The following is a 24,838-nucleotide window of genomic DNA, read 5'->3' on the forward strand; positions in this document are numbered from 1 at the left end:
ACCACCTTCATTTTCGCCGCTTCCTGATGTCATAGGTCGCCGGCCCCTCCCCGGTCCCGAGCCGGACCGCATGCGAAAGGATTTCTGATGACCACCAGCACCCCGCTCAACCCCGCACTCACGCAGTGGACGGGACACGAGGGCCTGCCGCGTTTCGATCTGGTGAAGGACGAGGATTTCGCCCCGGCTTTCGACGCGGCCTTTCGGGAACACGAGGCGGAGATTGACGCGATCGCCGGAAATCCTGCCGCCCCCACCTTCGAGAACACGATCGTCGCGCTCGAGATCGCCGGCGACGGGCTTTCGCGGGTGTCCTCGATCTTCTGGAACAAGGCCGGCGCCGACACCAACGAAACGATCCAGGCCCTGGAACGGGATATCGCGCCGAAGATGTCGCGGCATTATTCGAAGATCGGCATGAACGCGGCGCTGTTCAAGCGCATCGATACGCTGTGGCAGGGACGTCAGGCTCTCGGTCTCGATCTCGAAGCGACGCGTGTGCTGGAGCGGCACTGGAAGGGTTTCGTCAAGTCCGGCGCCAAGCTCGAAAAGCCGGAGCAGGAACGCTTGGCGGGAATCAACGAGAAGCTCGCCGGCATCGGCGCCAAGTTCGGCCAGAACGTGCTTGCCGACGAAAAGAGCTGGGTATTGTTCCTGGAGAGCGAGGAGCAGCTCGCCGGTCTGCCGGACTTCCTGCGTGACGCGATGGCGGCGGTCGCCGAAGATCGCGGTCAGAAGGGAAAATACGCGGTCACCCTGTCGCGCTCGATCATCGAACCGTTCCTGACCTTCTCGGACAATCGCGAGCTCCGTGAGCAGGCCTTCCGCGCCTGGATTGCGCGCGGCGAGAACGGCGGTGACACCGACAATCGCGGGCTGATCGCCGAGATGCTGGCGCTGCGCGCGGAAAAGGCGAAGCTGCTCGGCTACGAAAACTTCGCGTCGCTGAAGCTCGACGACACCATGGCGAAGACGCCGGCCGCGGTGAACGGTCTCCTGATGCAGGTCTGGGAAAAGGCCGTTGCCCGCGCCCGCGAGGAAGAGGCCGAACTTGCGCGGCTCATTGCCGACGAGGGCCGCAATCACGACGTCATGCCCTGGGACTGGCGCCACTACGCCGAGAAGCTCCGGGCCGAGAAGTTCAATTTCTCCGAAGGCGAACTCAAGCCTTACCTGCAGCTCGAAAAGATCATCGAGGCCTGCTTCGACGTTGCCAAGCGCCTGTTCGGCATCACCGCGACGGAAAAGAAGGGCGTTGCCGCCTACCATCCCGATGTGCGTGTCTTCGAGATCCGCGATCCGGCGGGCAAGCTGGTGGCGCTCTTCCTCGGCGACTATTTCGCCCGGCCCTCCAAGCGCTCCGGCGCATGGATGAGTTCGTTCCAGTCGCAGCACAAGCTCAAACTGAAGAACGGTGCCGAGGGCGAGCTGCCGATCATCTACAATGTCTGCAATTTCGCCAAGCCCGCCGAGGGCAAGCCGGCGCTGTTGTCGCTCGACGATGCCCGCACGCTCTTCCACGAGTTCGGGCACGCCCTGCACGGCATGCTGTCGAATGTCACCTATCCTTCGGTTTCCGGGACGGGCGTCTCACGCGATTTCGTCGAGCTGCCGTCGCAGCTCTACGAACACTGGCTGACGGTGCCGGAGATCCTCAAGCGCTACGCGGTGCATTACCAGACCGGCGAGCCGATGCCGCAGGCGCTGCTCGACAAGGTGCTGGCAGCCCGGACCTTCAACTCCGGCTTTGCCACCGTCGAGTTCACCTCCTCCGCCCTGGTCGACATGGCCTATCACACGGCTGAGGCGATCGCGGAGCCGATGGCGCTCGAAGCGAATAAACTCAATGAGATCGGCATGCCCCGATCGATCGTCATGCGTCACCGCAGCCCGCATTTCCTGCATGTCTTCTCCGGCGACGGCTATTCGGCCGGCTACTATTCCTACATGTGGTCGGAAGTGCTCGATGCCGATGCCTTCGCGGCCTTCGAGGAGACCGGCAACGCCTTCGATCCGGTGATGGCCGCTCGCCTCAAGGACAACATTTATTCGGTCGGCGGCTCGGTCGACCCGGAGGATGCCTACAAGGCGTTCCGCGGCAAGCTGCCAAGCCCGGACGCGATGCTTGCGAAGAAGGGCCTGGCAGCCTGAACCGCTCCAATCACCGGTCACGCCACCCGGCGTGACCGGTCGGCGGCCGCTTCTGGCTGAGCCTGGCAGCCACGTTCCGACCGGAGGCCGGACCCTGCCCGGCTCAAAGTCAAGGACAGATGGCGCTCTCACAGGGGCGCCGTCTGATTTTCCTTACGCGCCCCGGTCCACGCCCAAGGTCAATAGCAGGCTTTTCATCCTCTCTGCCGCCAGTTCCGGCCGGTCGAGCACATTGGCGCGGTCGGCGAGGCGGAAGATGTCGGCATAGTGCAGCACCCCGCGGGCGGATTGCATGCCCGCCGGCATGGTGAAGTGGCGCTGGTGACCGTTCAGCCAGGCGAGAAAGACGACGCCGGCCTTGTAGTATTGCGTCGGTGCTTCGAAGATCTTGCGCGACAGCGGCACGGTGGGCTCGATCACGCCGCGGAAGGTGGCGAGGTCGCCCTTCGCGAGAGCGGTGAGCGCCTTGGAGGCGGAGGGCGCCACCGCGTCGAAGATGCCGAGCAAAGCATGACTATATTTCGTGCCGTCGCCTTCGATCAGTTCCGCATAGTTGAAGTCGTCGCCGGTGAAGCAGAGCACGCCTTCGGGCAGGCGGTTGCGCAACGCCACTTCCTTGGCGTTGTCGAGCAGCGAGATCTTGATGCCTTCCACCTTGTCGCAGTTGGCCTCGATGATCGAGAGCACGGTATCGAGCGCCTGGTCGAAATCCTCAGAGCCCCAATATCCCCTAAGCTGCGGGTCGAACATGTCGCCGAGCCAGTGCAGCACGACCTTGTGCCGGGTCTGGCGAAGGATGTGCCCGTAGACGTGGCGATAATCGCCGGCCGAGCGCGCGACCCGGGCGAGCGCCCGGCTTGCCATCATGATCGCCCTGCCCCCCTCGCCTTCGACGAAGCCGACCTGCTCCTCATAGGCGGCGATCACGTCGTCCAGCGATCGCGTGTCGGCGGGCGCCAGATGGTCGGTGCCGGCGCCGCAGGCAAGGTCGGCCCCAGGTACCTGCCGCGCATCGGCAAGCGAGCGGCGGATCAATTCCTGCGCGCCTGGCCAGGCAAGGCCCATGCCGCGCTGGGCAGTGTCCATCGCCTCGGCGATCTTGAAGCCGAGGCTCCAGAGGTGGCGGCGGAACGCCATCGTTGCGTCCCAGTCGATCGCCGGACTGCCCCAGGGATCGAGATCGCGAAGCGGATCCGAGACCACATGGGCGGCCGCATAGGCAATGCGGTTGAAGGTCGGCGGCGTCCCGGGCCGCGCGATCGGCGTTCCCGCCAGGTGGTACTGTTCAAGCGAGCCGTCTTGGCGCGGCAGCGTCAGGCTTGTCATCGGGGTTGGTCTCCTCCGCGGAAATTTGTCTTGGAATACTTTGGATCGTTCCAAATGGCAAGCGGCAATGTTCTTGGGTGTGTGACCACGCAAGATCGTCGGTGACGAAGCGGCGAGTATATCCTTATTTTTCATAATGTTATTTTGATCCAAATCTCTCTTTGCATCGATCAACGAGGCTGAGCAATCATGCTATGAGCGAGCAAGGCGGAAAAAAGTGATCCGCCATCTCTTGACGAAATTGGAACGTTCCAATTATGAAAGGGAAAGCGGATAAGAAAATTCGGGAGGATGCTGTGGTCAAGGAGAGGGTAACGGTCATCGATATTGCACGCGCCGCCGGCGTGTCGAAGTCGACCGTGTCGCTCGTTCTTCAGGGCAGCTCGCTCGTCAACGAGGCGACGCGCGCCAAGGTCAATGCCACGATCCGCGACCTCGGCTATGTCTATAATCGCAGCGCCGCCAATCTTCGCCAGGCGAAGTCGAAGATCATCGGCATCGTCGTCAACGACCTCACCAACAGCTTCTTTGCGGAGCTCGCTGTCGGCGTCGACGCCGTCGTGCAGTCGGCGGGTTTCGTGCAGTTCCTTGCCAATACCGGCGAGAAGATCGAGCGCCAGCGCGAAGTGGTGGCATCGATGCGCGAGCACGGTGTTTCCGGCCTGATCGTGTCGCCGGCGCGCGGCACGGAGGCGGCGGATCTCGCGCCACTCGTCGCCAGCGGCATTCCCGTCGTTCTGGTCGTGCGTGACATTGCCGGCGCCCATGTTTCGTCGCTGACCTCCGACAACCACGCCGGCGCCATGGCTGCCGTGCGGCATTTGATCGAGCGCGGTCACCAGCGCATCGCCTTCCTCGGCGGTTTTCCGGATACTGCCGTCTTCGAGGCGCGCATGCGCGGCTATCGCGATGCCCTCATCGAGGCCGGCATTCCGGTCTCCGATGCACTGATCATCGGTTCGGCGCCATCGCGTGCCGGTGGCGTGACGGCGGTGGAGCAGGCGATGATGCTCGCTGACAGGCCGACGGCAGCGCTCTGCTTCAACGATGCGGTTGCCTTCGGTGTCTGCGACGGCCTCAGGGCGCGGCGGCTGGAGCCGGGCGCGGATTTTGCCGTCATCGGTTTCGACGACGTGATCGAGGCAAAGACCGCCGTGCCGGCGCTGACGACGGTTTCCGTCGATCCGCAGGGCATGGGCCAGCGGGCCGCCGAATTGCTGCTGAAGCAGATCAAGGCCGGAAAGGCGGAGCCGGAAGCGATCGTCGGTTCGGTGCGTCTCGTCGTCCGCCAGAGCTGCGGTGCTGCAGTCGAAAGAAAAAGGGAGGCATTGGCATGACGAGGTGGGGTCTGATCGGCGCGAGCACGATTGCGCGCGAATGGGTGATCGGCGCGATCCGCGCCGCCGGTGGTGAAGTCGTTTCCGTCATGAGCACCAGCGCCGAGCGTGGTGCCGCCTATGCCGAAGAGAACGGCATCGCCAAGTCGGTGACCTCGGTCGCGGACCTGGTCGGTGATCCCGATGTCGATGCCGTCTATGTCTCGACCACCAACGAACTCCACCGCGAGCAGACGCTGGCAGCGATCGCCGCCGGCAAACACGTGCTCTGCGAAAAGCCGCTGGCGATGAACCTCAATGATGGCTGCGAAATGGTGCTGAAGGCGTGTGAGGCCGGCGTCGTGCTCGCCACCAATCACCACCTGCGCAATGCCGCCACCCATCGCGCCATGCGCGAGGCGATCGCCGAAGGAAAAATCGGTCGGCCGATCGCCGCCCGGGTCTTTCACGCGGTCTATCTGCCGCCGCATCTCCAGGGCTGGCGGCTTGACAGGCCGGAAGCCGGAGGCGGCGTCATTCTCGACATCACCGTGCACGATGTCGATACGCTGCGCTTCATCCTCGACGACGACCCGATCGAAGCGGTCGCCATCAGCCACAGCGCCGGCATGGGCAAGGAGGGGCTGGAGGACGGCGTCATGGGCGTGCTTCGCTTCCGGTCGGGCGTCATCGCCCAGTTCCACGATGCCTTCACCGTGCGCTTCGCCGAAACCGGTCTCGAAGTGCACGGCACCGAGGGGTCGCTGATCGGCCGCAAGGTCATGACCCAGCGACCGGTCGGAACCGTGACGCTGCGCAATGCCGATGGTGAGACGGAACTCACGCTCGACCAGCGCAATCTCTACGAAACCGCACTTTCCGCTTTCCATGCCGCGGTCCGAGGCGAAGGCCGTCCTTCGGCGACGGGCGAGGATGGCGTCTGGTCGCTGGCGACGGGCCTTGCCGTCGCCAAGGCGGCTGCGACCGGCCAGGCGGTGGCGATCGAAACGGGACTTTGAACTTATGTCGATGAACAAGCATATCTCGCCGGCCGAAGCGGCCGCCCTGATCCCGGACGGTGCGGTGGTTTCCGTCTCCTCGTCCAGCGGCCTCGGCTGCCCCGACCTGATGCTGAAGGCGATCGGAGAACGCTTCGAGACGACCGGTCATCCGCGCGATCTCACGACGTTGCACCCGATTGCCGCCGGCGACATGAGCGGTATCAAGGGTGTCGACTACATCGCTAGGAAGGGTCTCTTGAAGAAGATCATCGGCGGCTCCTATCCGTCCGGCCCGTCGAGTGCGGAGCCGCCGATGATCTGGCAGATGATCGGGGCCAACGAGGTGGCTGCCTACAATATTCCCTCCGGCATCCTCTTCGACATGCACCGTGAAGCTGCGGCCAAGCGGCCGGGCGTGATGACCAAGGTCGGGCTCGACACCTTCGTCGATCCGTCGCGTGAAGGCTGCGCCATGAATGCTTCGGCCGCCGCCGAGCCGGTGGTCAAGAAGGTCTCGTTCGAGGGTGAGGACTGGCTCTATTTCAAGGCGATCGCGCCTGAGGTGGCGATCATCCGCGCCACGACCGCCGACGAGCGCGGCAACCTCACCTACGAGCACGAGGGCGCCTATCTCGGCGGTCTCGACCAGGCGCTCGCCGCCCGCAACAATGGCGGCATTGTCATTGCCCAGGTCAAGCGCATCACCAAGGAAGGATCGCTGAAGCCCCACGACGTGCGCGTGCCGGGCGTCCTGGTGGATTATGTCATCGTCGATCCCGACCAGAAGCAGACGACCCAGACGCTTTACGACCCGGCAATCTCCGGCGAGATCTTCCGGCCGCTCGACAGTTTCCGCGTCCCGGAGTTCAACATCCAGAAGGTGATTGCCCGTCGGGTGGCGCAGGAACTCGAGGCCGGCAGCGCCGTCAATCTCGGCTTCGGCATTTCGGCCAACGTGCCGCGCATCCTGCTCGAAGAGGGGTTGCATGGTGCCGTTACGTGGGTGATCGAGCAGGGCGCCGTCGGCGGCGTGCCGCTGCTCGATCTCGCTTTTGGCTGCGCCTCGAATGCCGATGCATTCATGCCTTCGCCCTACCAGTTCACCTATTTCCAGGGCGCCGGCTTCGATGCCTCGCTGCTCTCCTTCCTCGAGATCGACCGCAACGGCTCGGTCAATGTCTCGAAGCTCTCCTTCCGCCCGCATGTGACGGCGGGCGCCGGCGGCTTCGTCGACATCACCGCGCGGGCGAAGAAGATCGTCTTCTCCGGCATGTTCAATGCGGGCGCCAAGCTTGCGGTCGCCGATGGCAGGCTGGTGATCGAGAAGGAAGGCAGGCTGAAGAAGCTGGTCAACGAGGTCGAGCACGTCACCTTCTCCGGCCGTCGTGGCGTAGAGCAGGGCCAGGACATCACCTATGTGACGGAACGCTGCGTGATGAAGCTGACGCCTCAGGGCGTCATGCTGACGGAGATCGCGCCGGGCGTCGATCTGCAGGCGCATATTCTCGACCAGTCCGAGTTCTCGCTGCTCGTTTCCGACAATCTGAAGACGATGGATGCCTCCCTGTTCCGGGAAGCTCCGATCGGACTCGAGTTGCCGAAGAAGCCGGCACGCCGGCTTGAGGGAGGCGCGCGTGGCTGAGGGCCGTATCCGCATCGAGGTGGATGGAGCGATCGCGACCATGACGGTCGCCCGTCCGGAAAAGCTCAACGCCTTCGACATCGATATGCTGAAGGCGCTGGCATCCGCCTGCGATACGGTCGAGGCCGATCGCAACATCCGCGCCGTCATTCTCACCGGCGAAGGCAAGGCATTCTCCGCCGGCGGCGACATCAAGGCCTGGGGCGGCATGGACGCGCCCGCCTTCGGTCATGACTGGGTGCGTTTCGGTCACCGCGTCTTCGAGCGGCTGGCGACGCTGCGCATGCCGGTCATCGCCGCGCTCAACGGTCATGCGCTCGGTGGCGGGCTGGAGCTTGCGGCCGCCGCTGACATCCGCCTTGCCGAGGCGCAGATCAAGATCGGCCTGCCGGAGACGAGCCTCGGCATGGTGCCGGGCTGGTCCGGTACGCAGCGCCTGGTTTCCCGCTTCGGTGCCCAGATTGTCAGGCGCATGGTGCTCGGCGGCGAGATGTTCACGGCCGAGGCGGCTCTTTCCGAAGGCCTGGTCGATGCCGTGGTCGAAACCGGCACGGTCCTTGCTGCCGCCCGCGACTATGCGGTGCGGGTCGCCAAGCGCGGGCCTGCGGCGCTGGAGATTTCGAAACTAATGATCGCTTCGGCAAATGGCGAAGACAATGGCGCCGCGGTCGAGGCGCTCGGCTCCATCCTCGTCGCCAAGACCGGCGACCTCAAGGAAGGTGTCGCCGCCTTCTCCGAAAAGCGTGAAGCCCAATTCAAGGGAGAATGGTAATGACCGTGCTCGTGAAACCCAAGCCGATCGAAGGTCACAAGGTGCGCGCCTTCCAGATGCTGATCGACGGCAAATGGGTGGACAGCGCCGAAGGACGCACGATCGAACGCGTGGCGCCCGGTCACGGCGTCGTCGTCAGCCGCTATCAGGCCGGCACCAAGGCAGACGCCGAGAAGGCGATTGCCGCCGCGCGCCGCGCCTTCGATGAAGGCGCCTGGCCGCGCATGACCGCGTCGCAGCGCTCGCTGGTGCTTTTGCGTGCCGCCGACATCATCGCCGAACGGGCCGATGAACTCGCCTATCTCGATGCGATCGAATCCGGCAAGCCGATCAGCCAGGCAAAGGGCGAACTCGGCGGTGCCGCCGATATCTGGCGCTATGCCGCAGCACTTGCCCGCGACCTGCATGGCGAAAGCTACAACACGCTCGGCGACGGCACGCTTGGCGTCGTGCTGCGCGAAGCGGTCGGCGTCGTCTCGATCATCACGCCCTGGAATTTCCCCTTCCTGATCGTCAGCCAGAAGCTGCCCTTTGCGCTTGCTGCCGGCTGCACCACGGTGGTCAAGCCGTCGGAGCTGACGTCCGCCTCAACGCTGCTGCTCGGCGAAATCCTCGAAGCGGCCGGTGTTCCCGCCGGTGTCGTCAACATCATCACCGGTACGGGGCCCGAGGTCGGTGCGCCGATGACCAGCCACCCGGATGTCGACATGGTGTCCTTCACCGGTTCGACCGGCGTCGGCCGGCTGACCATGGCGAGTGCGGCGCAGACGCTGAAGAAGGTCTCGCTGGAACTCGGCGGCAAGAACCCGCAGATCGTCTTTCCGGACGCCAATCTCGATGAGTTCATCGATGCGGCTGTCTTCGGCGCCTATTTCAATGCCGGCGAATGCTGCAATGCCGGCTCGCGGCTGATCCTGCATCGCGATATCGCCGACGAGGTGACGCGGCGCATCGCCGCGCTTTCGGCCAAGGTGAAGGTCGGCGATCCGCTCGACCCGGAAACCCAGATCGGTGCGATCATCACGCCGCAGCATCTGGAAAAGATCGTCGGCTATGTTTCTGCCGCTTCCAGGGACGGCGCTGCGGTCGCCCATGGCGGCACGGCGCTCGATCTCGGCATGGGCCAGTTCATGGCGCCGACGATCCTTTCGGCCGTGCGCCCTGACATGGCAGTGGCGCGCGAAGAGGTGTTCGGCCCGGTTCTTTCGGTGCTGACCTTCGAGACGACGGAAGAAGCGATCCGGATCGCCAATGCGATCGACTATGGCCTTTCGGCCGGCGTCTGGAGCCGCGACTTCGACACCTGCCTGACGATCGGTCGCTGCGTGCGGGCCGGCACGATCTGGATGAACACCTTCATGGACGGTGCGTCGGAACTGCCCTTCGGTGGCTACCGCCAGTCCGGTCTCGGCCGCGAGCTCGGCCGCCATGCGGTCGAGGACTACACCGAGACCAAGACGCTCAACATGCATATGGGGCCGCGCACCGGCTGGTGGATGCCGCGCTGAGGCTGGAACAGGGGAGACGAGGACATGCGGACCAGGGAGGGAATACGGCAGCAGGAGGCAGCGTCACGCGACGCCGCCTTAAGCGCCCGTTCCGTCCGCTCAGTCGGCCGCGCCGAAGCTCGACGGGATCTGCGGACAGAGCAGCAGTTGCAGCTTGCTGACGTCGCTCTCGCCGCCGATCTTCTGCAGCAGCACCCTGCCCATGTCCTCGCCGGTCGCCGTCAGGTCCTCGTAGATCGTCTCGACTTGCGGCTGGATGGCGCTGAGAAGATGCGAGGTCTGCTTTGCGACGATGTCGTATTCGCGGCCGAGTGTCAGGCCGCAATCGCTCATGCCGGTGATGGTCGCCAATGCACAGACCTCGCCGCCGCACATGAAGCTGTCGGGCGGATCGGGCTCGGCGTAGCGCTGGCGGATTCGGTCGCGGATCGCGCCTGCGGGACTGTCGAGGTCGATGCCGGAGAGGATCTCGTAGGCGCAGCCGGCCTCACGCACGGCGGTCATGAAGCCGTGCTGCAGATGGCCGGAAAAGGTGAAGTCAGCCGGGCCGCTGATCAGCGCGGGCTTGCGTCTGCCCTTGGCGATCAGGCGTTTCGTCGCCTGATAGGCAAAGGTGAAGTTGTCGTAGTCGACATAGGGGTGTGGGGTCGAAAGTTCCGTGCGTCCATGGGTGACGAAGGGAAAGCCGAGATCGGACAGGAGCCGGACGCGCGGATCGAGCGGTTCCGTGCGCGAGAAGATCAGGCCGTCGGCCATGCCGTTGCGGGTAATGTAGTGCACCGCCTGGACATTGGTCGAGTTGAGGAAGTTCGGCATGACGATCAGGTGATAGGCGGTGCCCTGCAACGCCTTGGCGATGCCGCTCATGATCGAGGTGCCGTAGCCGAGGATTTCCTCGTGCGGGTCGAGCAGCACGCCGATGACATTGGTGCGACCGGTTTTCAGGCGCTGGGCGGCCCGGTCAGGCGAATAGCCGATCTGATCGGCGACCTCGCGCACCCGCTTGCGGGTTTCGATGGAGATCTGCGGCGCATCGGAGAGGGCGCGCGAAACGGTGGTGACCGCAAGGCCGGTGATTTCCGCGATGGTCCGAAGGGTCGGCTTGCTGCGCTTGGCGGCAGCGCCACTGTCTTCGTGATGGGCGGGCTTGGAGGGATCGGCCAATGCTAGTCATCCTGAAAGCGGGTGAGAGCGGGTTTTGTAACGTGGAGCGAACGCTTAGGCAATCGAATCATGAAAACGTTTTAAATCTCGCATTGCGGCATGATTTGCTGCGCTGCAATAGCCGGTGTGTGCTGTATAATTCAGTAAATTCAAACAGTTCCGAAGGTGCTAAAATACAAAAAGGCGGAGTGCTTGACTTGCTGAATTTGTAACGTTTTAAATGGCCAGCCGCTGGCTAGAGCGGCGCGAATTCCGGGGTGGGAGGAGGTTCCATCTCGAAAACTTGCAAACGGGAGGATAACGATGCGCAAGTTGATGACGACGACGGCCGCTGTGGCGCTGATGATGGCGGCCACCGCCGCGCGCGCAGCCGAGAACGTGGAAGTTCTGCACTGGTGGACATCCGGTGGCGAAGCCGCCGCACTCGACGTTCTGAAGAAGGATCTGGAAAGCAAGGGCATCACCTGGACCGACATGCCGGTTGCCGGCGGTGGCGGTACGGAAGCCATGACCGTTCTGCGCGCTCGCGTCACCGCAGGCAACGCTCCGACTGCCGTGCAGATGCTCGGCTTCGACATTCTCGACTGGGCCAAGGAAGGCGCGCTCGGTAACCTCGACGAGACCGCTGCCAAGGAAGGCTGGGACAAGGTGATCCCGACCGCCCTGCAGCAGTTCTCGAAATATGACGGCCACTGGATCGCCGCACCGGTCAATGTGCATTCGACCAACTGGGTCTGGATCAACAAGGCGGCACTCGACAAGGCCGGCGGCAAGGAGCCGACCAACTGGGACGAGCTGATTGCGCTTCTCGACAACTTCAAGGCCCAGGGTATCACCCCGATCGCCCATGGCGGCCAGCCCTGGCAGGATGCGACCATCTTCGACGCCGTCGTGCTCTCGCTCGGCACCGACTTCTACAAGCAGGCCTTCATCGACCTCGACCCGGCAGCGCTCGGCGGCGACAAGATGAAGGAAGCCTTCGACCGCATGACGAAGCTGCGCTCCTATGTCGACGACAACTTCTCCGGCCGCGACTGGAACCTCGCTTCCGCCATGGTCATCGAGAACAAGGCCGGCCTGCAGTTCATGGGCGACTGGGCGAAGGGTGAATTCCTGAAGGCCAAGAAGGTGCCTGGCACGGATTTCGTCTGCATGCGCTTCCCGGGAACGCAGGGCGCCGTCACCTTCAACTCCGACCAGTTCGCGATGTTCAAGGTTTCCGACGACAAGGTTCCGGCGCAGCTCGCCATGGCTTCGGCCATCGAAAGCCCGACCTTCCAGTCGGCCTTCAACGTCGTCAAGGGCTCGGTTCCGGCCCGCACCGACGTTCCGGACACGGACTTCGACGCCTGCGGCAAGAAGGGCATCAAGGACCTCGCCGAAGCCAATGCCAGCGGCAAGCTCTTCGGTTCCATGGCGCACGGCCATGCCAACCCGGCTGCCGTCAAGAACGCGATCTACGACGTCGTGACGCGTGAGTTCAACGGCGAACTGACGTCCGAAGCGGCCGTCAAGGAACTGGTCGCTGCCGTCGAGGCTGCGAAGTAACGGGCCTGTTCCGGGGCGCATACTGCATAATTCCTTGAATCCCTATTGGATTTAAGGACAAATTATGCAGCAGCTTAAGTGTTGCAGCGACCTTAGCGCGTCTTGAAAGACGCGCGGCGCTGCAGGCGCCCCGGACACCCATTTCGACATGCAAGCGCCGTCGAACCACCGTGGCCAATGGGACGCGGGGAGGGGCGCTCTGATACCCAGAACCTCGCGCAGAGGCCGAAATCAGGGGCTTCCCGACGGCCGAGCGCCAGAAGTGGTGAACGTTCATGGATAGCCGCAGTCGACTGCAGGAACTGGTGCCGAAGCTGGTCCTTGCCCCGAGCTTCCTTATCGTCCTCGTCTTTGTTTACGGCTTCATCGCCTATACCGGCTTTCTGTCGATGACAGACAGCAAGATGCTGCCGTCCTACAACTTCGTGGGCTTCAGCAACTATGCGAAGCTGTGGGCGTTGCCGCACTGGTGGCGGGCGGTGAGCAACCTGGCGATCTTCGCCGCGCTCTATATCGCCATTTGCTCCGTGCTCGGCCTGGGGCTGGCGATCCTGCTCGACCAGAAGATCCGCGCCGAAGGCTTCCTAAGGCCGATCTACCTCTATCCGATGGCGCTTTCCTTCATCGTCACCGGCACCGCCTGGAAGTGGTTCCTCGATCCCGGCATCGGGCTTGAAAACACCATGCATCTCTGGGGCTGGGAGAGCTTCTCCTTCAACTGGATCAAGGATCGCAACTACGCGATCTACTGCGTCGTCATCGCCGCGGTCTGGCAGTCGACCGGCTTCATCATGGCGATGTTCCTCGCGGGTCTTCGCGGCGTCGACAACGAAATCATCAAGGCGGCGCAGATCGACGGCGCCAAGACCTCGACGATCTATCGCCGGATCATCATTCCGCTGATGCGGCCCGTATTCCTCTCGGCTTTCGTGGTTCTCGCGCATCTCGCGATCAAGGCCTACGACCTGATCATCGCCTTGACCGGCGGCGGTCCGGGCCAGGCGACCGAGCTGCCGGCGACCTTCATGTATTCCTACACGTTTACCCGTAACCAGATGGGCATCGGTGCGTCCTCGGCGATCATCATGCTGGTGATGATCTTCTCGATCATCATTCCCTATCTCTATTCCGAAATCCGCGGAGGAAAACGCTGATGAGCGCTCCGAGCCCAGACAATGTCATCTCGCACAATCGCCTGACGCGAGCGCTGATTTACACGGCGCTGATCCTCTTCGCGCTCTATTCGCTGCTGCCGCTTTACGTGATGGTGGTGAACTCGCTGAAGCCGCTCGACGAGATCCGCCAGGGCGGCATGCTCAACCTGCCGCAGACCTGGACGGTCGAGCCCTGGCTCTCGGCCTGGTCGACGGCGCAGATCGGCGTGCAGCCGACCGGCCTCAAGCCGTTCTTCATCAACTCGATCCTGATGGTGGTGCCGGCCGTGGCGATCTCGACGATCGTCGGCGCGCTGAACGGCTACGTGCTGACGAAGTGGCGCTTCCCCGGCGCCAACATCTTCTTCGGCATGCTGCTGCTCTCCTGCTTCATCCCGTTCCAGATCGTGTTGATCCCGATGGCGCGCATCCTCGGTATCCTGGGGCTCGCCGGGTCGATCTGGGGCCTGATCATGGTGCATGTGGTTTACGGCATCGGCTTCACGACGCTCTATTTCCGCAACTACTACGAGGCCTTCCCGACTGAACTGGTGCGCGCGGCGCAGATTGATGGTGCCAGCTTCTTCCAGATCTTCTGGCGCATCCTGCTGCCGTCCTCGGGCCCGATCATCGTCGTCTCGGTCATCTGGCAGTTCACCAACATCTGGAACGACTTCCTGTTCGGCGCCTCCTTCTCCGGCCCCTATTCGACGCCGATGACGGTCGCGCTCAACAACCTCGTTTCGTCCTCGACAGGCGTCAAGGAATACAATGTCCACTTCGCGGGCGCGATCCTCGCCGCCCTGCCAACGCTCATCGTCTACATCGTGTCCGGCCGTTACTTCGTGCGCGGGCTGATGTCGGGCGCCGTGAAAGGATAAGCTCATGTCTTTCTTGAAAATCACCAACCTGCGCAAATCCTACGGCTCGCTCGAGATACTCAAGGACATCAACCTGGAGATCGAGAAGGGTGGCTTCCTGGTGCTTGTCGGCCCCTCCGGCTGCGGCAAGTCGACCTTGCTCAACACCATTGCCGGACTGGAGCCGATCACCTCGGGCGACATCGCCATCAACGGACGCTCGGTCGCCGACCTGCACCCGTCGAAGCGTGACATCGCCATGGTGTTCCAGTCCTATGCGCTCTATCCGAACATGACGGTCGCCGGAAACATCGCCTTCGGCATGGAAATCCGCGGCGTGCCGAAGGAGGAGCGCGAGAAGGCGATCAAGCAGGTCGCGGACATGCTGCAGATCGGCCATCTGCTCGACCGCAAACCGAGCCAGCTTTCCGGCGGTCAGCGTCAGCGCGTCGCCATGGGCCGGGCTCTCGTGCGCAACCCGCAGGTCTTCCTGTTCGACGAGCCGTTGTCGAACCTCGATGCCAAGCTGCGCGTCGACATGCGCACCGAGATCAAACGGCTGCACAGCCGCATGAAGACGACGATCGTCTACGTCACCCACGATCAGATCGAGGCGATGACGCTGGCGACGAAGATCGCCGTCTTGAAGGATGGCGTGCTGCAGCAGTTCGGAACGCCGGCCGAGATCTACAACAACCCGGCCAACATGTTCGTCGCCGACTTCATGGGGTCGCCGGCGATGAACCTCCTGACTGCACGAATCGAAAAGAGCGGCAACGATATCGCCGTGGCGCTGGCGCGTCCGAATTCCGAGCCGCTGAAGCTTGCGGTGCCGCATGCCAATGGCGCGCTCTCGGCCTATGCCGGCAAGGACGTCGTTTTCGGCATTCGTCCGGAAGCACTGACCGATCCAGACGGCGCCGACCGCAATGCCAAGGTGGTCGTAGAGGGCGATTGCCTGATCGAGGTGGTGGAGCCGGCCGGTTCCGACACCTTTGCGGTTACCCGTCTCGGCGGCAAGGAGATCGTTGCCCGGCTCAGGGCCGATGCCCGCATTGCGCCGGGCCAGACCTCGCGGCTCGCCTTCAACCTCGACAAGGCGGTGTTCTTCGATCCGCAGAGCCAGCAGCGGATCGCGTAACCGACGATGCAGACGCAGCCGGACATCGTCATCATCGGCTCGGGGATCGGCGGCTCCACCATTGCGGCGGGGCTCGCCGGCTCCGGTGCCCGCATCGCCATACTCGAGCGCGGCGAACGGCTGCCCGATACGCCGGATGCGCGAAGCTACAACTCGATCTTCGTCAAGGGCCACTTCCGGCCGAGAGAGATGTGGCGTGAACCGGATGGTACCGAATTCAATCCGGGAAATTTCTATTTCGTCGGCGGAAATTCCAAGCTCTTCGGCGCGGTACTGCTGCGCTATCGCGCCGAGGACTTTACCGAGATGCAGCACCTTGGCGGTGTTTCGCCGGCCTGGCCCTTTCCCTATGAGGAGCTGGAGCCGTGGTACGGCAAGGCCGAGCAATTGTTCGAGGTGCGCGGCGCATTGGGCGAGGATCCGACGGAGCCGTTCCACACCACGCCTTATCCTCACGGACCTGTACCGGACGAGCCGGCGATTGCACGTGCTCGCGCCGAGCTGAAGGCGCAGGGGCTCAACCCGGCGACGCTGCCGCTCGGTGTCGACATCGACACGTGGCTGGCCGGCGGGCGCACGCCGTGGGATGGTTTTCCCAATACCGGTGAAGGCAAGAGGGATGCCGAGACCGCATCGCTTGCCTCGGCGCTGAAGGATCCCAATGTCGAGCTGATCACCTCCGCCCATGTCGACACGCTGGAGGCGGGGCCGGGTGGCCGGATCGAGGCGATCCATTACACCCACAGGGGCGAAAAGAAGCGCCTGTCGCCAAAGCTGGTGATCCTGTCGGCAGGCGCAATCAACTCGGCTGCGATCCTGCTGCGCTCCGGCGACGGCAAGGGGCTTGCCAACGCTTCCGACCAGGTCGGCCGCAACTTCATGAACCACAATTGCAGTGCCATGCTGGCGATCAATCCGTTCCGGCGCAATGACAGCATCTACCAGAAGACGCTGATGCTGAACGATTATTACCTGACCGGCGGCCGGGACGGCTTGCCGCTTGGCAATGTCCAGCTTCTCGGCAAGATCAACGGCGACATCCTCAAGGCCAATGCGCCACTCTGGGCGCCGCGCTTCGCCTTCGACTTCATGGCCGGCCATGCGGTCGACTGGTACATGATGACGGAGGACCTGCCGAATCCGGAAAGCCGCATCATGGTCGACGGCAAGGGCATCATCATGCAGTGGCGGCGCTCGAACATGGAGGCGCTCTCCGGGCTCGAAGCGAAGATGCGCGCGCACTTCAAGGCCGCCGGCTATCCGATCGTGCTTTCCCAGGCCTTCGACAAGCGGACGCCATCGCATCAGTGCGGAACGGTGCGGATGGGCAATGATCCCAAGGATGCGCCGCTCGATCCCTATTGCCGGGCCTTCGACCATCCGAACCTCTTCGTCGTCGACGCCGGTTTCCTGCCGACGTCTGCGGCCGTCAACCCGGCGTTGACGGTCGCCGCCCAGGCGCTGCGCGTCGCCGACCATATCGCCACGAGGGAGTTCCGCTCATGACGTCATCGACGCGTCCTGTCGCCATCGTCACCGGCGGCCGCCGCGGCATCGGTCTCGGCATTGCCCGTGCGCTTGCCCGAGAAGGTTTCGATATCGCCATCACCGGCCTCGGTGCCGCAGACGCCACGACCGCTCAGACGCTATCCGACCTTTCGGGCGATCGCGGCCGGGCCATCTACATCGAGGCGAACCTCGCCGATGTCAGCGGCCATGCCGCGACCGTCGAGCGGGTCCGCGCCGAGCTCGGCCCGATCCGCTGCCTCGTCAACAATGCCGGCATCGCCTCGGTGGTCCGGGGAGACTTCCTCGATCTGCTGCCGGAGAACTTCGACACGATCGTCGCCACCAACCTGCGCGGCACGGTGTTCTTCACCCAGGCCGTGCTGGTTTCGATGCTGACCGATCCGACGGACGTGACGCCGCGGTCGATCATCAACATCACCTCGGTTTCGGCGACGATGAGCTCGCCGGAGCGGCTCGACTATTGCGTGACCAAGGCCGGCCTTGCCGCCTTCAGCCAGGGGCTGGCGCTCCGGCTCGCCAATACCGGGATCTCCGTCTTCGAGATCCGGCCCGGCATCATCCGCTCCGACATGACCGCCGGCGTTTCGGCGAAATACGACGCCCTGATCGATGGCGGACTGGTGCCGATGCGGCGTTGGGGCGAGGCCGAGGATATCGGCAACATGGTGGCCGGGCTTGCCGGCGGTAAATTCGGCTTTGCAACGGGCTCGGTCATCCAGGCGGATGGCGGTCTTTCGATCGGCCGGCTCTAGGGAACAGGCAGGACTTTGACGCTCGCAAGCGGGCAGGTTTTGGAATTATCACGTCGAAAATTTGGAACGTTCCAAATTACGGCGGCGGAGGAAGACAGGGAATGAGCTACGACTACATCATCACCGGCGCCGGTCCGGCCGGCTGCGTTCTTGCCAATCGCCTCTCGGAGGATCCTTCGGTTCGTGTCCTGCTGCTGGAGGCCGGCGGCGGCGACTGGAACCCGCTGTTCCATATGCCGGCGGGCTTTGCCAAGATGACCAAGGGGGTCGCGAGCTGGGGCTGGCACACGGTGCCGCAAAAACACATGAAGGGCAGGGTGCTGCGCTATACCCAGGCCAAGGTGATCGGCGGCGGCTCGTCGATCAATGCCCAGCTCTATACGCGCGGCAATGCCGCCGATTACGACCTATGGGCGTCCGAGGACGGCTGCAGCGGCTGGGATTATCGGAGCGTGCTTCCCTATTTCAAGCGCGCCGAGGACAACCAGCGCTTCGCCGACGATTACCATGCCTATGGCGGGCCGCTCGGTGTTTCGATGCCGGTCGCGGCGCTGCCGATCTGCGACGCCTATATCCGCGCCGGCCAGGAACTCGGCATTCCCTACAACCATGATTTCAACGGACGCCAGCAGGCGGGCGTCGGCTTCTACCAGCTCACCCAGCGCAATCGCCGCCGGTCGAGCGCATCGCTTGCCTACCTCTCGCCGATCAAGAACCGCCGCAACCTGACGGTCCGGACCGGTGCGCGTGTCGCGCGGATCGTGCTCGAAGGTACGCGCGCCGTCGGCGTCGAGGTCGTCACCGGCAAGGGCAGCGAAGTGATCCGGGCCGAGCGTGAAGTGCTCGTTTCCTCCGGTGCCATAGGCTCCCCGAAGCTCTTGTTGCAATCCGGCATCGGGCCAGCCGATCACCTGAAATCGGTGGGTGTCCAGGTGAAGCACGATCTGCCCGGGGTCGGCGGCAATCTTCAGGATCACCTCGATCTCTTCGTGATTTCCGAATGCACCGGCGACCACACCTATGACGGCGTGGCGAAACTTCATCGTACGCTATGGGCAGGGCTGCAATATGTGCTGTTCCGCTCCGGACCGGTGGCCTCTTCGCTCTTCGAGACTGGCGGCTTCTGGTACGCCGACCCCGATGCCCGCTCGCCGGACATCCAGTTTCATCTGGGCCTTGGGTCCGGCATCGAGGCGGGCGTCGAGAAGCTGAAGAACGCCGGCGTCACGCTCAACTCCGCTTACCTGCACCCGCGCTCGCGCGGCACCGTGCGGCTGTCAGCGTCCGATCCGGCGGTAGCGCCGCTGATCGATCCCAACTACTGGGAAGACCCGCATGACCGCAAGATGTCGATCGAGGGCCTGAAGATCGCCCGCGAGATCATGCAGCAGGCAGCACTCAAGCCGTTCGTCCTGGCGGAGCGTCTGCCGGGCAATTCGATTGCGACCGACGAACAGCTCTTCGACTATGGTTGCGCCAATGCCAAGACGGATCACCACCCGGTTGGAACCTGCAAGATGGGGACGGACGCCTCGGCTGTGGTCGGACTCGACCTCAAGGTGCAGGGGCTCGAGGGCCTCAGGGTCTGCGACAGCTCGGTGATGCCGCGGGTTCCCTCCTGCAACACCAACGGACCGACGATCATGATGGGAGAAAAGGGCGCCGACATCATCCGCGAGCGCCAGCCCTTGCCGCCGGCGATCTTCGCCCATGAACGTAACGACAGCCGCCCACGCGCCCGCGCCGATATCCGTTGAGGTCTCCATGATCCGCCATTGCGTCTTCATTCGTTTCCGGCCCGAAATCACCAGGGAGGACAAGGTGGCGATCTTCGACGAGATCGTCGCGCTGAAAGCACGGTTGCCGGGGTTCATGGCGGCCCATATCGGCGGCAATGTCAGCCCGGAAGTGGGCATGGACAAGGGGTTCAGCGAAGGCTTCATCGTCGATTTCACCGATGCAGCGGCGCGGGATGCCTATCTGGAAGACGAGGAACATCGCAAGACCGGCGCCAAGATCGTCGCTGCCGCCGAGGGCGGTGTCGCCGGCATCTTCGTCTACGACCTCGAAATTGCCGATTGAGCGAAAGTCATGTTTGAAGCGCGCCCGTTCCTGACCCGGCTTTTCGAGGCGGCCGTCAGAGCCGCCGATCCCTATGAGGCGCTCAAGGCGCATCTGCCCGAACCGCCGAAGGGGCGGGCGGTCGTCGTCGGTGCCGGCAAGGCGGCAAGCCAGATGGCGGCGGCCTTCGAGAAGCTCTGGGAGCATCCCTACAGTGGCACCGTGGTGGCGCGTCATGGGCCGGTGGAGCATTGCGAGCGGATTACGGTGCTGCAATCCGCCCATCCGGTGCCGGATGAGGCGGGACTTGCCGCATCGGATACCTTGCTCAAGGCCGTGGCGGGCCTGACCGCCGACGATCTCGTCATCGCCTTGATCTCCGGCGGCGGCTCTGCCTTGTTGCCGGCGCCGCCCGCGGGGTTGACGCTTGCCGATGAGATCGCTGTCAACAGGGCGCTGCTCGCCTCGGGCGCGCCGATCTCGGCGATGAACGTCGTGCGCAAACACGTGTCACGGATCAAGGGCGGGCGGCTTGCCGCAGCGGCTTTCCCGGCGCGCGTCGTCAGCCTTGTGGTCTCCGACGTGCCCGGTGACAACCCGGCCTTCGTCGCCTCCGGTCCGACCGTTCCGGACCGCAGCACGGCGGACGAGGCGCTCGACATCGTCACCCGCTACCGGATGCAGCTTCCGGATGGCGTGATGGCGCATCTGCGCTCGGAAGCGGCCGCAGCGCCCGATCCGGATGATCCCCGGTTCGCCGGGCATCGTTGCCATGTAATCGCTTCGGCCAGCGTGTCGCTGGAGGCGGCCGCCGCCAAGGCGCGGCAGCTCGGCATCGAGGCGCGCATCCTTTCCGATGCGATCGAAGGCGAGGCCAGCGACATCGGCCGCATGCATGCGGCGCTGGCGCGCGAGGTGGCGCTCCGGCATCGCCCCTTCGACAAGCCGGTGGTGCTGCTTTCCGGCGGCGAGACGACGGTGACGATCTCCGGCAAGGAGTATGGCAAGGGCGGCCGCAACAGCGAATTGCTGCTGTCGCTGGCGCTCGACATCGATGGTGTTGCAGGCATCGATGCGCTTGCCGCGGATACGGATGGAATTGACGGTTCGGAAGACAATGCCGGGGCGTTTGCCGATGGCGAGAGCATAACCCGCATGCGCGCCGCCGGTATCGATCCGCGCCTGCATCTCGCCCGTCATGATGCTTGGTCGGCCTTTGCCGCGAGTGGCGATCTGTTCGTGCCCGGACCGACCGGAACGAACGTCAACGATTTCCGGGCGTTGCTGATCCGTTAGCCGGATTCGTCAGTTGAATAGTCAGGCCGCTGCCCACGAGGACAGCGGCCATTTGTTGGTCGTGTTACTTGGCGCGCTTCAGCGCATCGCCAAGGATCGAGACGATTTCGCCGAAATGCTTCTCCTCGGCAATCAGCGGCGGCGAGAAGGCGATGATGTCGCCGGTGACGCGGATCAGCAGACCCTTCTCGAAGCAATCGACGAAGACGTCATAGGCGCGGGCGCCGATCGCGCCATCACGCGATTGCAGTTCGATGCCGGCGATGAGGCCGATCGTGCGGATGTCGATGACATGCGGCAGGCCCTTCAACGAATGCATGGCATCGTGCCAGGCGTCCTGCAGCTCGGCGGCGCGGGTCATCAGGCCCTCGTCACGGTAGATGTCGAGCGTGGCGATGCCGGCGGCGCAGGCGGCCGGGTGGCCGGAATAGGTGTAGCCGTGGAAGAGCTCGATCTGACCTTCCGGGCCGTGCATCAGCGCGTCATGCACCTTGCGGCTGGCAAAGACCGCGCCCATCGGGATCGCGCCGTTGGTGAGGCCCTTGGCCGTCGTCACCAGATCCGGCGCCACGCCGAAGAAATCGGTGGCGAACGCGGCGCCCAGACGGCCAAAGCCGGTGATCACTTCGTCGAAGATCAGCAGGATGCCGTGCTTGTCGCAGATGGTGCGCAGTCGCTCGAGGTAACCCTTCGGCGGGATCAGCACGCCGGTCGAGCCGGCGACCGGTTCGATGATGCAGGCGGCGATGGTCTCGGCGCCGTGCAGCGCGACCAGCCGCTCGAGGTCGTCGGCAAGCTCGGCGCCGTGTTCCGGCTGGCCCTTGACGAAGGCATTCTTGGCAAGGTCATGGGTATGGCGCAGATGGTCGGAACCCGGCAGTTGCGGGAAGACGCGGCGGTTGTTGAGGATGCCGCCGACCGAAATGCCGCCGAAGCCGACGCCGTGATAGCCGCGCTCGCGGCCAATGAGGCGCGTGCGGGTGCCCTGGCCGATGGCGCGCTGGTAGGCGATCGCGATCTTCAGGGCGGTATCGACCGATTCAGAACCTGAGCCGGTGAAGAATACGCGGTCGAGCTTCTGGCCTTCCGGGCCTGGCGCGATCTCGGCAAGGCGTTCGGCAAAATCGAAGGCGATCGGGTGGCCCATCTGGAAGGAGGGGGCGAAATCCATGGTCGAAAGCTGGCGCTCGACAGCAGCGGCGATCTGGCGGCGACCGTGGCCGGCATTGACGCACCAGAGCCCGGCGGTGCCGTCGAGGATCGTCCGTCCGTCGACACTGGTGTAGTGCATGCCCTCGGCCGAGGCGAGCAGCCTGGGTGCCGCCTTGAACTGCCGGTTGGCGGTAAAGGGCATCCAATAGCTATCGAGAACGGGGGCGTTGGGTTTGGTGTGCTGGTTCATGGCATCCTCCTGAAATGCGGCGATTGACGCCATGATTTGATTTGCCAAACAAGTCCTTTTCTGCTGTCAGTTAAGTCATTGATTTTCATAATGCAGGAGTGGCTGGTTTGCGCTATTCCGAACAACCTGAACAGGGACCTGAGCGCCCATGAGCGTCGATATCGGAAACCGGCTTCGCCATCTGAGACTCATGCACAACCTGTCGCAACGCGAACTCGCCAAGCGCGCCGGCGTCACCAACTCGACCATCTCGCTGATCGAGTCGAACGCCTCCAACCCTTCTGTCGGCGCGCTGAAGCGCATTCTCGACGGGATACCGATCGGGTTGGCGGAGTTCTTCTCCTTCGAGCCGGAGAAGCCGCGCAAGGCGTTCTATGCGGCGGAGGAGTTGGTCGAGATCGGCAAGGGGCCGATTTCCTATCGCCAGATCGGCGAAAACCTCTTCGGCCGCAGCCTGCAGATCCTGAAGGAATGCTACCAGCCGGGCGCCGACACCGGAAAGGTGCCGCTGGTGCATGATGGCGAGGAGGGGGGAATCGTGCTTTCAGGCCGCATCGAAGTGACGGTCGATGACGAGCGGCGGATCCTCGGGCCGGGGGATGCCTATTACTTCGAAAGCCGGCGGCCCCATCGGTTTCGCTGCGTCGGGCCGGTGCCCTGCGAGGTGATCAGCGCCTGTACGCCGCCGACGTTTTGAGGGTAGGGACCGCTTAATCGCAGCGGTGGAGTGGGAGAATGCCCCTCATCCCGCTGCCGCGACCTTCTCCCCGTTTTGACGGGGAGAAGGGACATGAGGCGTGCTCCCCAATCCCTCTCCTGTGGAGTTGTGGAGTTGCTTCTTAGGAAGCGACGCCAACCACAAAACCTGTCTTTGCAGGTGAGAAAGTGTTGGTGCGGCGGTCTCGACCGTCCCCTCGCCCCGCTTGCGGGGAGAGGGCTAGGGTGAGGGGCCAATCAGCCCGTTACGAAAGCCGTGCGCAGGCGTCGGCGATGCGTTTCAGCGCTTCCTTCAGCTCCGCTTCCGAGGTCGCATAGGAGATGCGGAAGAAGGGCGACAGGCCGAAGGCCGAACCCGGTACGACAGCCACATGGGCGTCGTCGAGCAGGTAGGCGCAGAAGTCCGCATCCGTTTCGATCTTCTTGCCCGAGGGCGTGACCCTGCCGAGCATGCCGGCGCAGCCGGAGAAGGTGTAGAAGGCGCCTTCCGGGACGCGGCAGTCGAGGCCGTCGATGGCGTTGAGGGCGCTCACGACGAGATCGCGGCGGCGCTGGAAGCTGGCCGTGCGCTCTTTCAGGAACTCCTGCGGACCGGTCAGCGCGGCAACGGATGCGGCCTGGCTGACGGAGGAGGGGCAGGAGGTCGCCTGGCTCTGGACGACGGCCATCGCCTTGATCAGGTCGCGCGGGCCACCGGCATAGCCGATACGCCAGCCGGTCATGGCATAGGCCTTGGAGACGCCGTTGACCGTGAGCGTCCGGTCTTTGAGGCGGGGCTCGAGCTGGGCCGGGGTGACGAAGCGGAGGCCGTCATAGACGATGTGCTCGTACATGTCGTCGACCAGCAGCCACACACGCGGATGCGTCAGGAGAACATCGAGCAGCGGCCGGTAGTCGGCAGCGCCGTAGGCGGCACCCGAGGGGTTCGACGGCGAGTTCAGGAGCACCCAACGCGTCCTAGGCGTGATGGCTGCTTCGAGCTTGTCGGCGGTCAGCCGGAAGCCGGACGAGGCGTCGCAGGGGATCAGAACCGGCTTGCCTTCGCAGATCTGGACGATATCCGAATAGGAGGTCCAGTAGGGCGTCGGGATGATCACTTCGTCGCCGGGATTGATCGACGCCATCATGGCGTTGAACAGGATCTGCTTGGCGCCGGTCGCCACCGTGATCTCGTCCTGCTCGTAGGCAAGGCCGTTCTCGCGCTGGAACTTTTCGCGGATCGCCTTCTTCAGTTCCGGCGTGCCGTCGAGCGCCGTGTACTTCGTTTCACCGCGCCGGATCGCTTCGCAGGCGGCGTCCTTGACGTAGTCGGGCGTGTCGAAGTCCGGCTCGCCCGCACCGAGGATGATCACCGGCTTGCCTTCGCGCTTCATGGCTTGCGCGCGGGCACCGATCTTGAGGATTTCGGACACCCCGATCGAGGAGATCCGCGAGGCGGGCTGAAAGCCCGCCTCCTTGACCGTTGCGTTGATGGTCATGGTCGAATCCTAGTTGGGT

General features: G+C 63.9%; 20 protein-coding genes. 16 read left to right on the forward strand and 4 right to left on the reverse strand.

Annotation, left to right across the window (positions count from 1 at the left end; translation table 11 throughout):
- The first annotated feature begins 87 nt into the window (after positions 1–87).
- The gene (locus AC0C6X_RS07770; protein ID WP_472952412.1) at positions 88–2,151 is read left to right on the forward strand and encodes a M3 family metallopeptidase; all 2,064 of its coding nucleotides are present in this window, start codon (positions 88–90) and stop codon (positions 2,149–2,151) included.
- A gap of 153 nt (positions 2,152–2,304) precedes the next feature.
- Here AC0C6X_RS07770 and AC0C6X_RS07775 read toward each other — a convergent pair whose 3' ends face one another.
- Positions 2,305–3,477, reverse strand: a complete 1,173-nt coding sequence (locus AC0C6X_RS07775; protein WP_472952414.1) for a dihydrodipicolinate synthase family protein — start codon at positions 3,475–3,477, stop codon at positions 2,305–2,307.
- A 296-nt stretch (positions 3,478–3,773) separates the two neighbouring features.
- Here AC0C6X_RS07775 and AC0C6X_RS07780 point away from each other — a divergent pair, with 296 nt between their 5' ends.
- The 5 genes from AC0C6X_RS07780 to AC0C6X_RS07800 are packed head-to-tail and all read left to right on the forward strand — an operon-like array spanning position 3,774 to position 9,716.
- The gene (locus AC0C6X_RS07780; RefSeq protein ID WP_173517914.1) at positions 3,774–4,814 is read left to right on the forward strand and encodes a LacI family DNA-binding transcriptional regulator; all 1,041 of its coding nucleotides are present in this window, start codon (positions 3,774–3,776) and stop codon (positions 4,812–4,814) included.
- Entirely contained in the window at positions 4,811–5,812 is a 1,002-nt protein-coding gene (locus tag AC0C6X_RS07785; protein WP_472952416.1) for a Gfo/Idh/MocA family protein, read from the forward strand. Before AC0C6X_RS07780 ends, AC0C6X_RS07785 begins: the two co-directional genes overlap by 4 nt.
- A gap of 4 nt (positions 5,813–5,816) precedes the next feature.
- Entirely contained in the window at positions 5,817–7,436 is a 1,620-nt protein-coding gene (locus AC0C6X_RS07790) for an acyl CoA:acetate/3-ketoacid CoA transferase (RefSeq protein WP_472952419.1), read from the forward strand.
- Entirely contained in the window at positions 7,429–8,208 is a 780-nt protein-coding gene (locus AC0C6X_RS07795) for an enoyl-CoA hydratase/isomerase family protein (RefSeq protein ID WP_472952421.1), read from the forward strand. Before AC0C6X_RS07790 ends, AC0C6X_RS07795 begins: the two co-directional genes overlap by 8 nt.
- A complete protein-coding gene (locus AC0C6X_RS07800; RefSeq protein WP_472952422.1) occupies positions 8,208–9,716 on the forward strand; it encodes an aldehyde dehydrogenase family protein in 1,509 nt (502 codons plus the stop codon). Before AC0C6X_RS07795 ends, AC0C6X_RS07800 begins: the two co-directional genes overlap by 1 nt.
- Positions 9,717–9,815: 99 nt before the next feature.
- Here AC0C6X_RS07800 and AC0C6X_RS07805 read toward each other — a convergent pair whose 3' ends face one another.
- Positions 9,816–10,880 carry a LacI family transcriptional regulator gene (locus AC0C6X_RS07805; protein WP_173517909.1) on the reverse strand — a complete coding sequence of 355 codons (1,065 nt, stop codon included), beginning with the start codon at positions 10,878–10,880 and terminating at the stop codon, positions 9,816–9,818.
- A 303-nt stretch (positions 10,881–11,183) separates the two neighbouring features.
- Here AC0C6X_RS07805 and AC0C6X_RS07810 point away from each other — a divergent pair, with 303 nt between their 5' ends.
- The 9 genes from AC0C6X_RS07810 (at position 11,184) to AC0C6X_RS07850 (ending at position 21,222) form a co-directional block, all read left to right on the forward strand.
- Positions 11,184–12,428 carry an ABC transporter substrate-binding protein gene (locus tag AC0C6X_RS07810; RefSeq protein ID WP_472952424.1) on the forward strand — a complete coding sequence of 415 codons (1,245 nt, stop codon included), beginning with the start codon at positions 11,184–11,186 and terminating at the stop codon, positions 12,426–12,428.
- A 275-nt stretch (positions 12,429–12,703) separates the two neighbouring features.
- A complete protein-coding gene (locus AC0C6X_RS07815) occupies positions 12,704–13,582 on the forward strand; it encodes a carbohydrate ABC transporter permease (protein ID WP_173517907.1) in 879 nt (292 codons plus the stop codon).
- Entirely contained in the window at positions 13,582–14,463 is an 882-nt protein-coding gene (locus AC0C6X_RS07820; protein ID WP_173517906.1) for a carbohydrate ABC transporter permease, read from the forward strand. Before AC0C6X_RS07815 ends, AC0C6X_RS07820 begins: the two co-directional genes overlap by 1 nt.
- A 4-nt stretch (positions 14,464–14,467) precedes the next feature.
- Entirely contained in the window at positions 14,468–15,583 is a 1,116-nt protein-coding gene (locus AC0C6X_RS07825; RefSeq protein ID WP_173517905.1) for an ABC transporter ATP-binding protein, read from the forward strand.
- Between the two features lie 6 nt (positions 15,584–15,589).
- On the forward strand, positions 15,590–17,089 hold the full coding sequence (locus tag AC0C6X_RS07830) for an FAD-dependent oxidoreductase (protein WP_472952427.1): 1,500 nt from the start codon (positions 15,590–15,592) through the stop codon (positions 17,087–17,089).
- Entirely contained in the window at positions 17,086–17,865 is a 780-nt protein-coding gene (locus AC0C6X_RS07835) for a 3-ketoacyl-ACP reductase (protein ID WP_472952429.1), read from the forward strand. The genes AC0C6X_RS07830 and AC0C6X_RS07835 overlap by 4 nt, the downstream gene beginning before the upstream one ends.
- Before the next feature lie 101 nt (positions 17,866–17,966).
- A complete protein-coding gene (locus tag AC0C6X_RS07840; RefSeq protein ID WP_472952431.1) occupies positions 17,967–19,622 on the forward strand; it encodes a GMC family oxidoreductase in 1,656 nt (551 codons plus the stop codon).
- Positions 19,623–19,629: 7 nt separating this feature from the next.
- Complete coding sequence (locus AC0C6X_RS07845; protein ID WP_173517901.1) at positions 19,630–19,947, forward strand: Dabb family protein; 318 nt, start codon at positions 19,630–19,632, stop codon at positions 19,945–19,947.
- Between the two features lie 9 nt (positions 19,948–19,956).
- Positions 19,957–21,222 (forward strand): glycerate kinase type-2 family protein, encoded by a 1,266-nt coding sequence (locus AC0C6X_RS07850; RefSeq protein ID WP_472952432.1) that lies wholly within the window; start codon positions 19,957–19,959, stop codon positions 21,220–21,222.
- Positions 21,223–21,286: 64 nt separating this feature from the next.
- On the opposite strand, the gene aptA is transcribed toward AC0C6X_RS07850, so the two are convergent.
- Positions 21,287–22,624: an omega-aminotransferase AptA gene (aptA, locus tag AC0C6X_RS07855; protein ID WP_472952434.1), complete on the reverse strand. Its 1,338-nt coding sequence runs from the start codon at positions 22,622–22,624 to the stop codon at positions 21,287–21,289.
- 148 nt (positions 22,625–22,772) lie between these two features.
- Between aptA and AC0C6X_RS07860 the strand changes: the two genes are divergently transcribed.
- Positions 22,773–23,321, forward strand: a complete 549-nt coding sequence (locus AC0C6X_RS07860) for a cupin domain-containing protein (RefSeq protein WP_065776817.1) — start codon at positions 22,773–22,775, stop codon at positions 23,319–23,321.
- Between the two features lie 265 nt (positions 23,322–23,586).
- Here the strand turns inward: AC0C6X_RS07860 and AC0C6X_RS07865 are convergent, their stop codons facing one another.
- On the reverse strand, positions 23,587–24,819 hold the full coding sequence (locus AC0C6X_RS07865) for a pyridoxal phosphate-dependent aminotransferase (RefSeq protein WP_173517898.1): 1,233 nt from the start codon (positions 24,817–24,819) through the stop codon (positions 23,587–23,589).
- Positions 24,820–24,838 lie beyond the last annotated feature (19 nt).

It is taken from the genome of Ensifer sp. VA4 (genome assembly GCF_055710065.1).

Coding starts and splice junctions, on each gene's coding strand:
- AC0C6X_RS07775 (WP_472952414.1), bottom strand. CDS start 3,477: ATGACAAGCCTGACGCTGCCGCGCCAAGACGGCTCGCTTGAACAGTAC.
- AC0C6X_RS07835 (WP_472952429.1), top strand. CDS start 17,086: ATGACGTCATCGACGCGTCCTGTCGCCATCGTCACCGGCGGCCGCCGC.
- AC0C6X_RS07860 (WP_065776817.1), top strand. CDS start 22,773: ATGAGCGTCGATATCGGAAACCGGCTTCGCCATCTGAGACTCATGCAC.
- AC0C6X_RS07845 (WP_173517901.1), top strand. CDS start 19,630: ATGATCCGCCATTGCGTCTTCATTCGTTTCCGGCCCGAAATCACCAGG.
- AC0C6X_RS07800 (WP_472952422.1), top strand. CDS start 8,208: ATGACCGTGCTCGTGAAACCCAAGCCGATCGAAGGTCACAAGGTGCGC.
- AC0C6X_RS07830 (WP_472952427.1), top strand. CDS start 15,590: ATGCAGACGCAGCCGGACATCGTCATCATCGGCTCGGGGATCGGCGGC.
- AC0C6X_RS07850 (WP_472952432.1), top strand. CDS start 19,957: ATGTTTGAAGCGCGCCCGTTCCTGACCCGGCTTTTCGAGGCGGCCGTC.
- AC0C6X_RS07815 (WP_173517907.1), top strand. CDS start 12,704: ATGGATAGCCGCAGTCGACTGCAGGAACTGGTGCCGAAGCTGGTCCTT.
- AC0C6X_RS07770 (WP_472952412.1), top strand. CDS start 88: ATGACCACCAGCACCCCGCTCAACCCCGCACTCACGCAGTGGACGGGA.
- AC0C6X_RS07810 (WP_472952424.1), top strand. CDS start 11,184: ATGCGCAAGTTGATGACGACGACGGCCGCTGTGGCGCTGATGATGGCG.
- AC0C6X_RS07820 (WP_173517906.1), top strand. CDS start 13,582: ATGAGCGCTCCGAGCCCAGACAATGTCATCTCGCACAATCGCCTGACG.
- AC0C6X_RS07785 (WP_472952416.1), top strand. CDS start 4,811: ATGACGAGGTGGGGTCTGATCGGCGCGAGCACGATTGCGCGCGAATGG.
- AC0C6X_RS07840 (WP_472952431.1), top strand. CDS start 17,967: ATGAGCTACGACTACATCATCACCGGCGCCGGTCCGGCCGGCTGCGTT.
- AC0C6X_RS07825 (WP_173517905.1), top strand. CDS start 14,468: ATGTCTTTCTTGAAAATCACCAACCTGCGCAAATCCTACGGCTCGCTC.
- AC0C6X_RS07865 (WP_173517898.1), bottom strand. CDS start 24,819: ATGACCATCAACGCAACGGTCAAGGAGGCGGGCTTTCAGCCCGCCTCG.
- AC0C6X_RS07790 (WP_472952419.1), top strand. CDS start 5,817: ATGTCGATGAACAAGCATATCTCGCCGGCCGAAGCGGCCGCCCTGATC.
- aptA (WP_472952434.1), bottom strand. CDS start 22,624: ATGAACCAGCACACCAAACCCAACGCCCCCGTTCTCGATAGCTATTGG.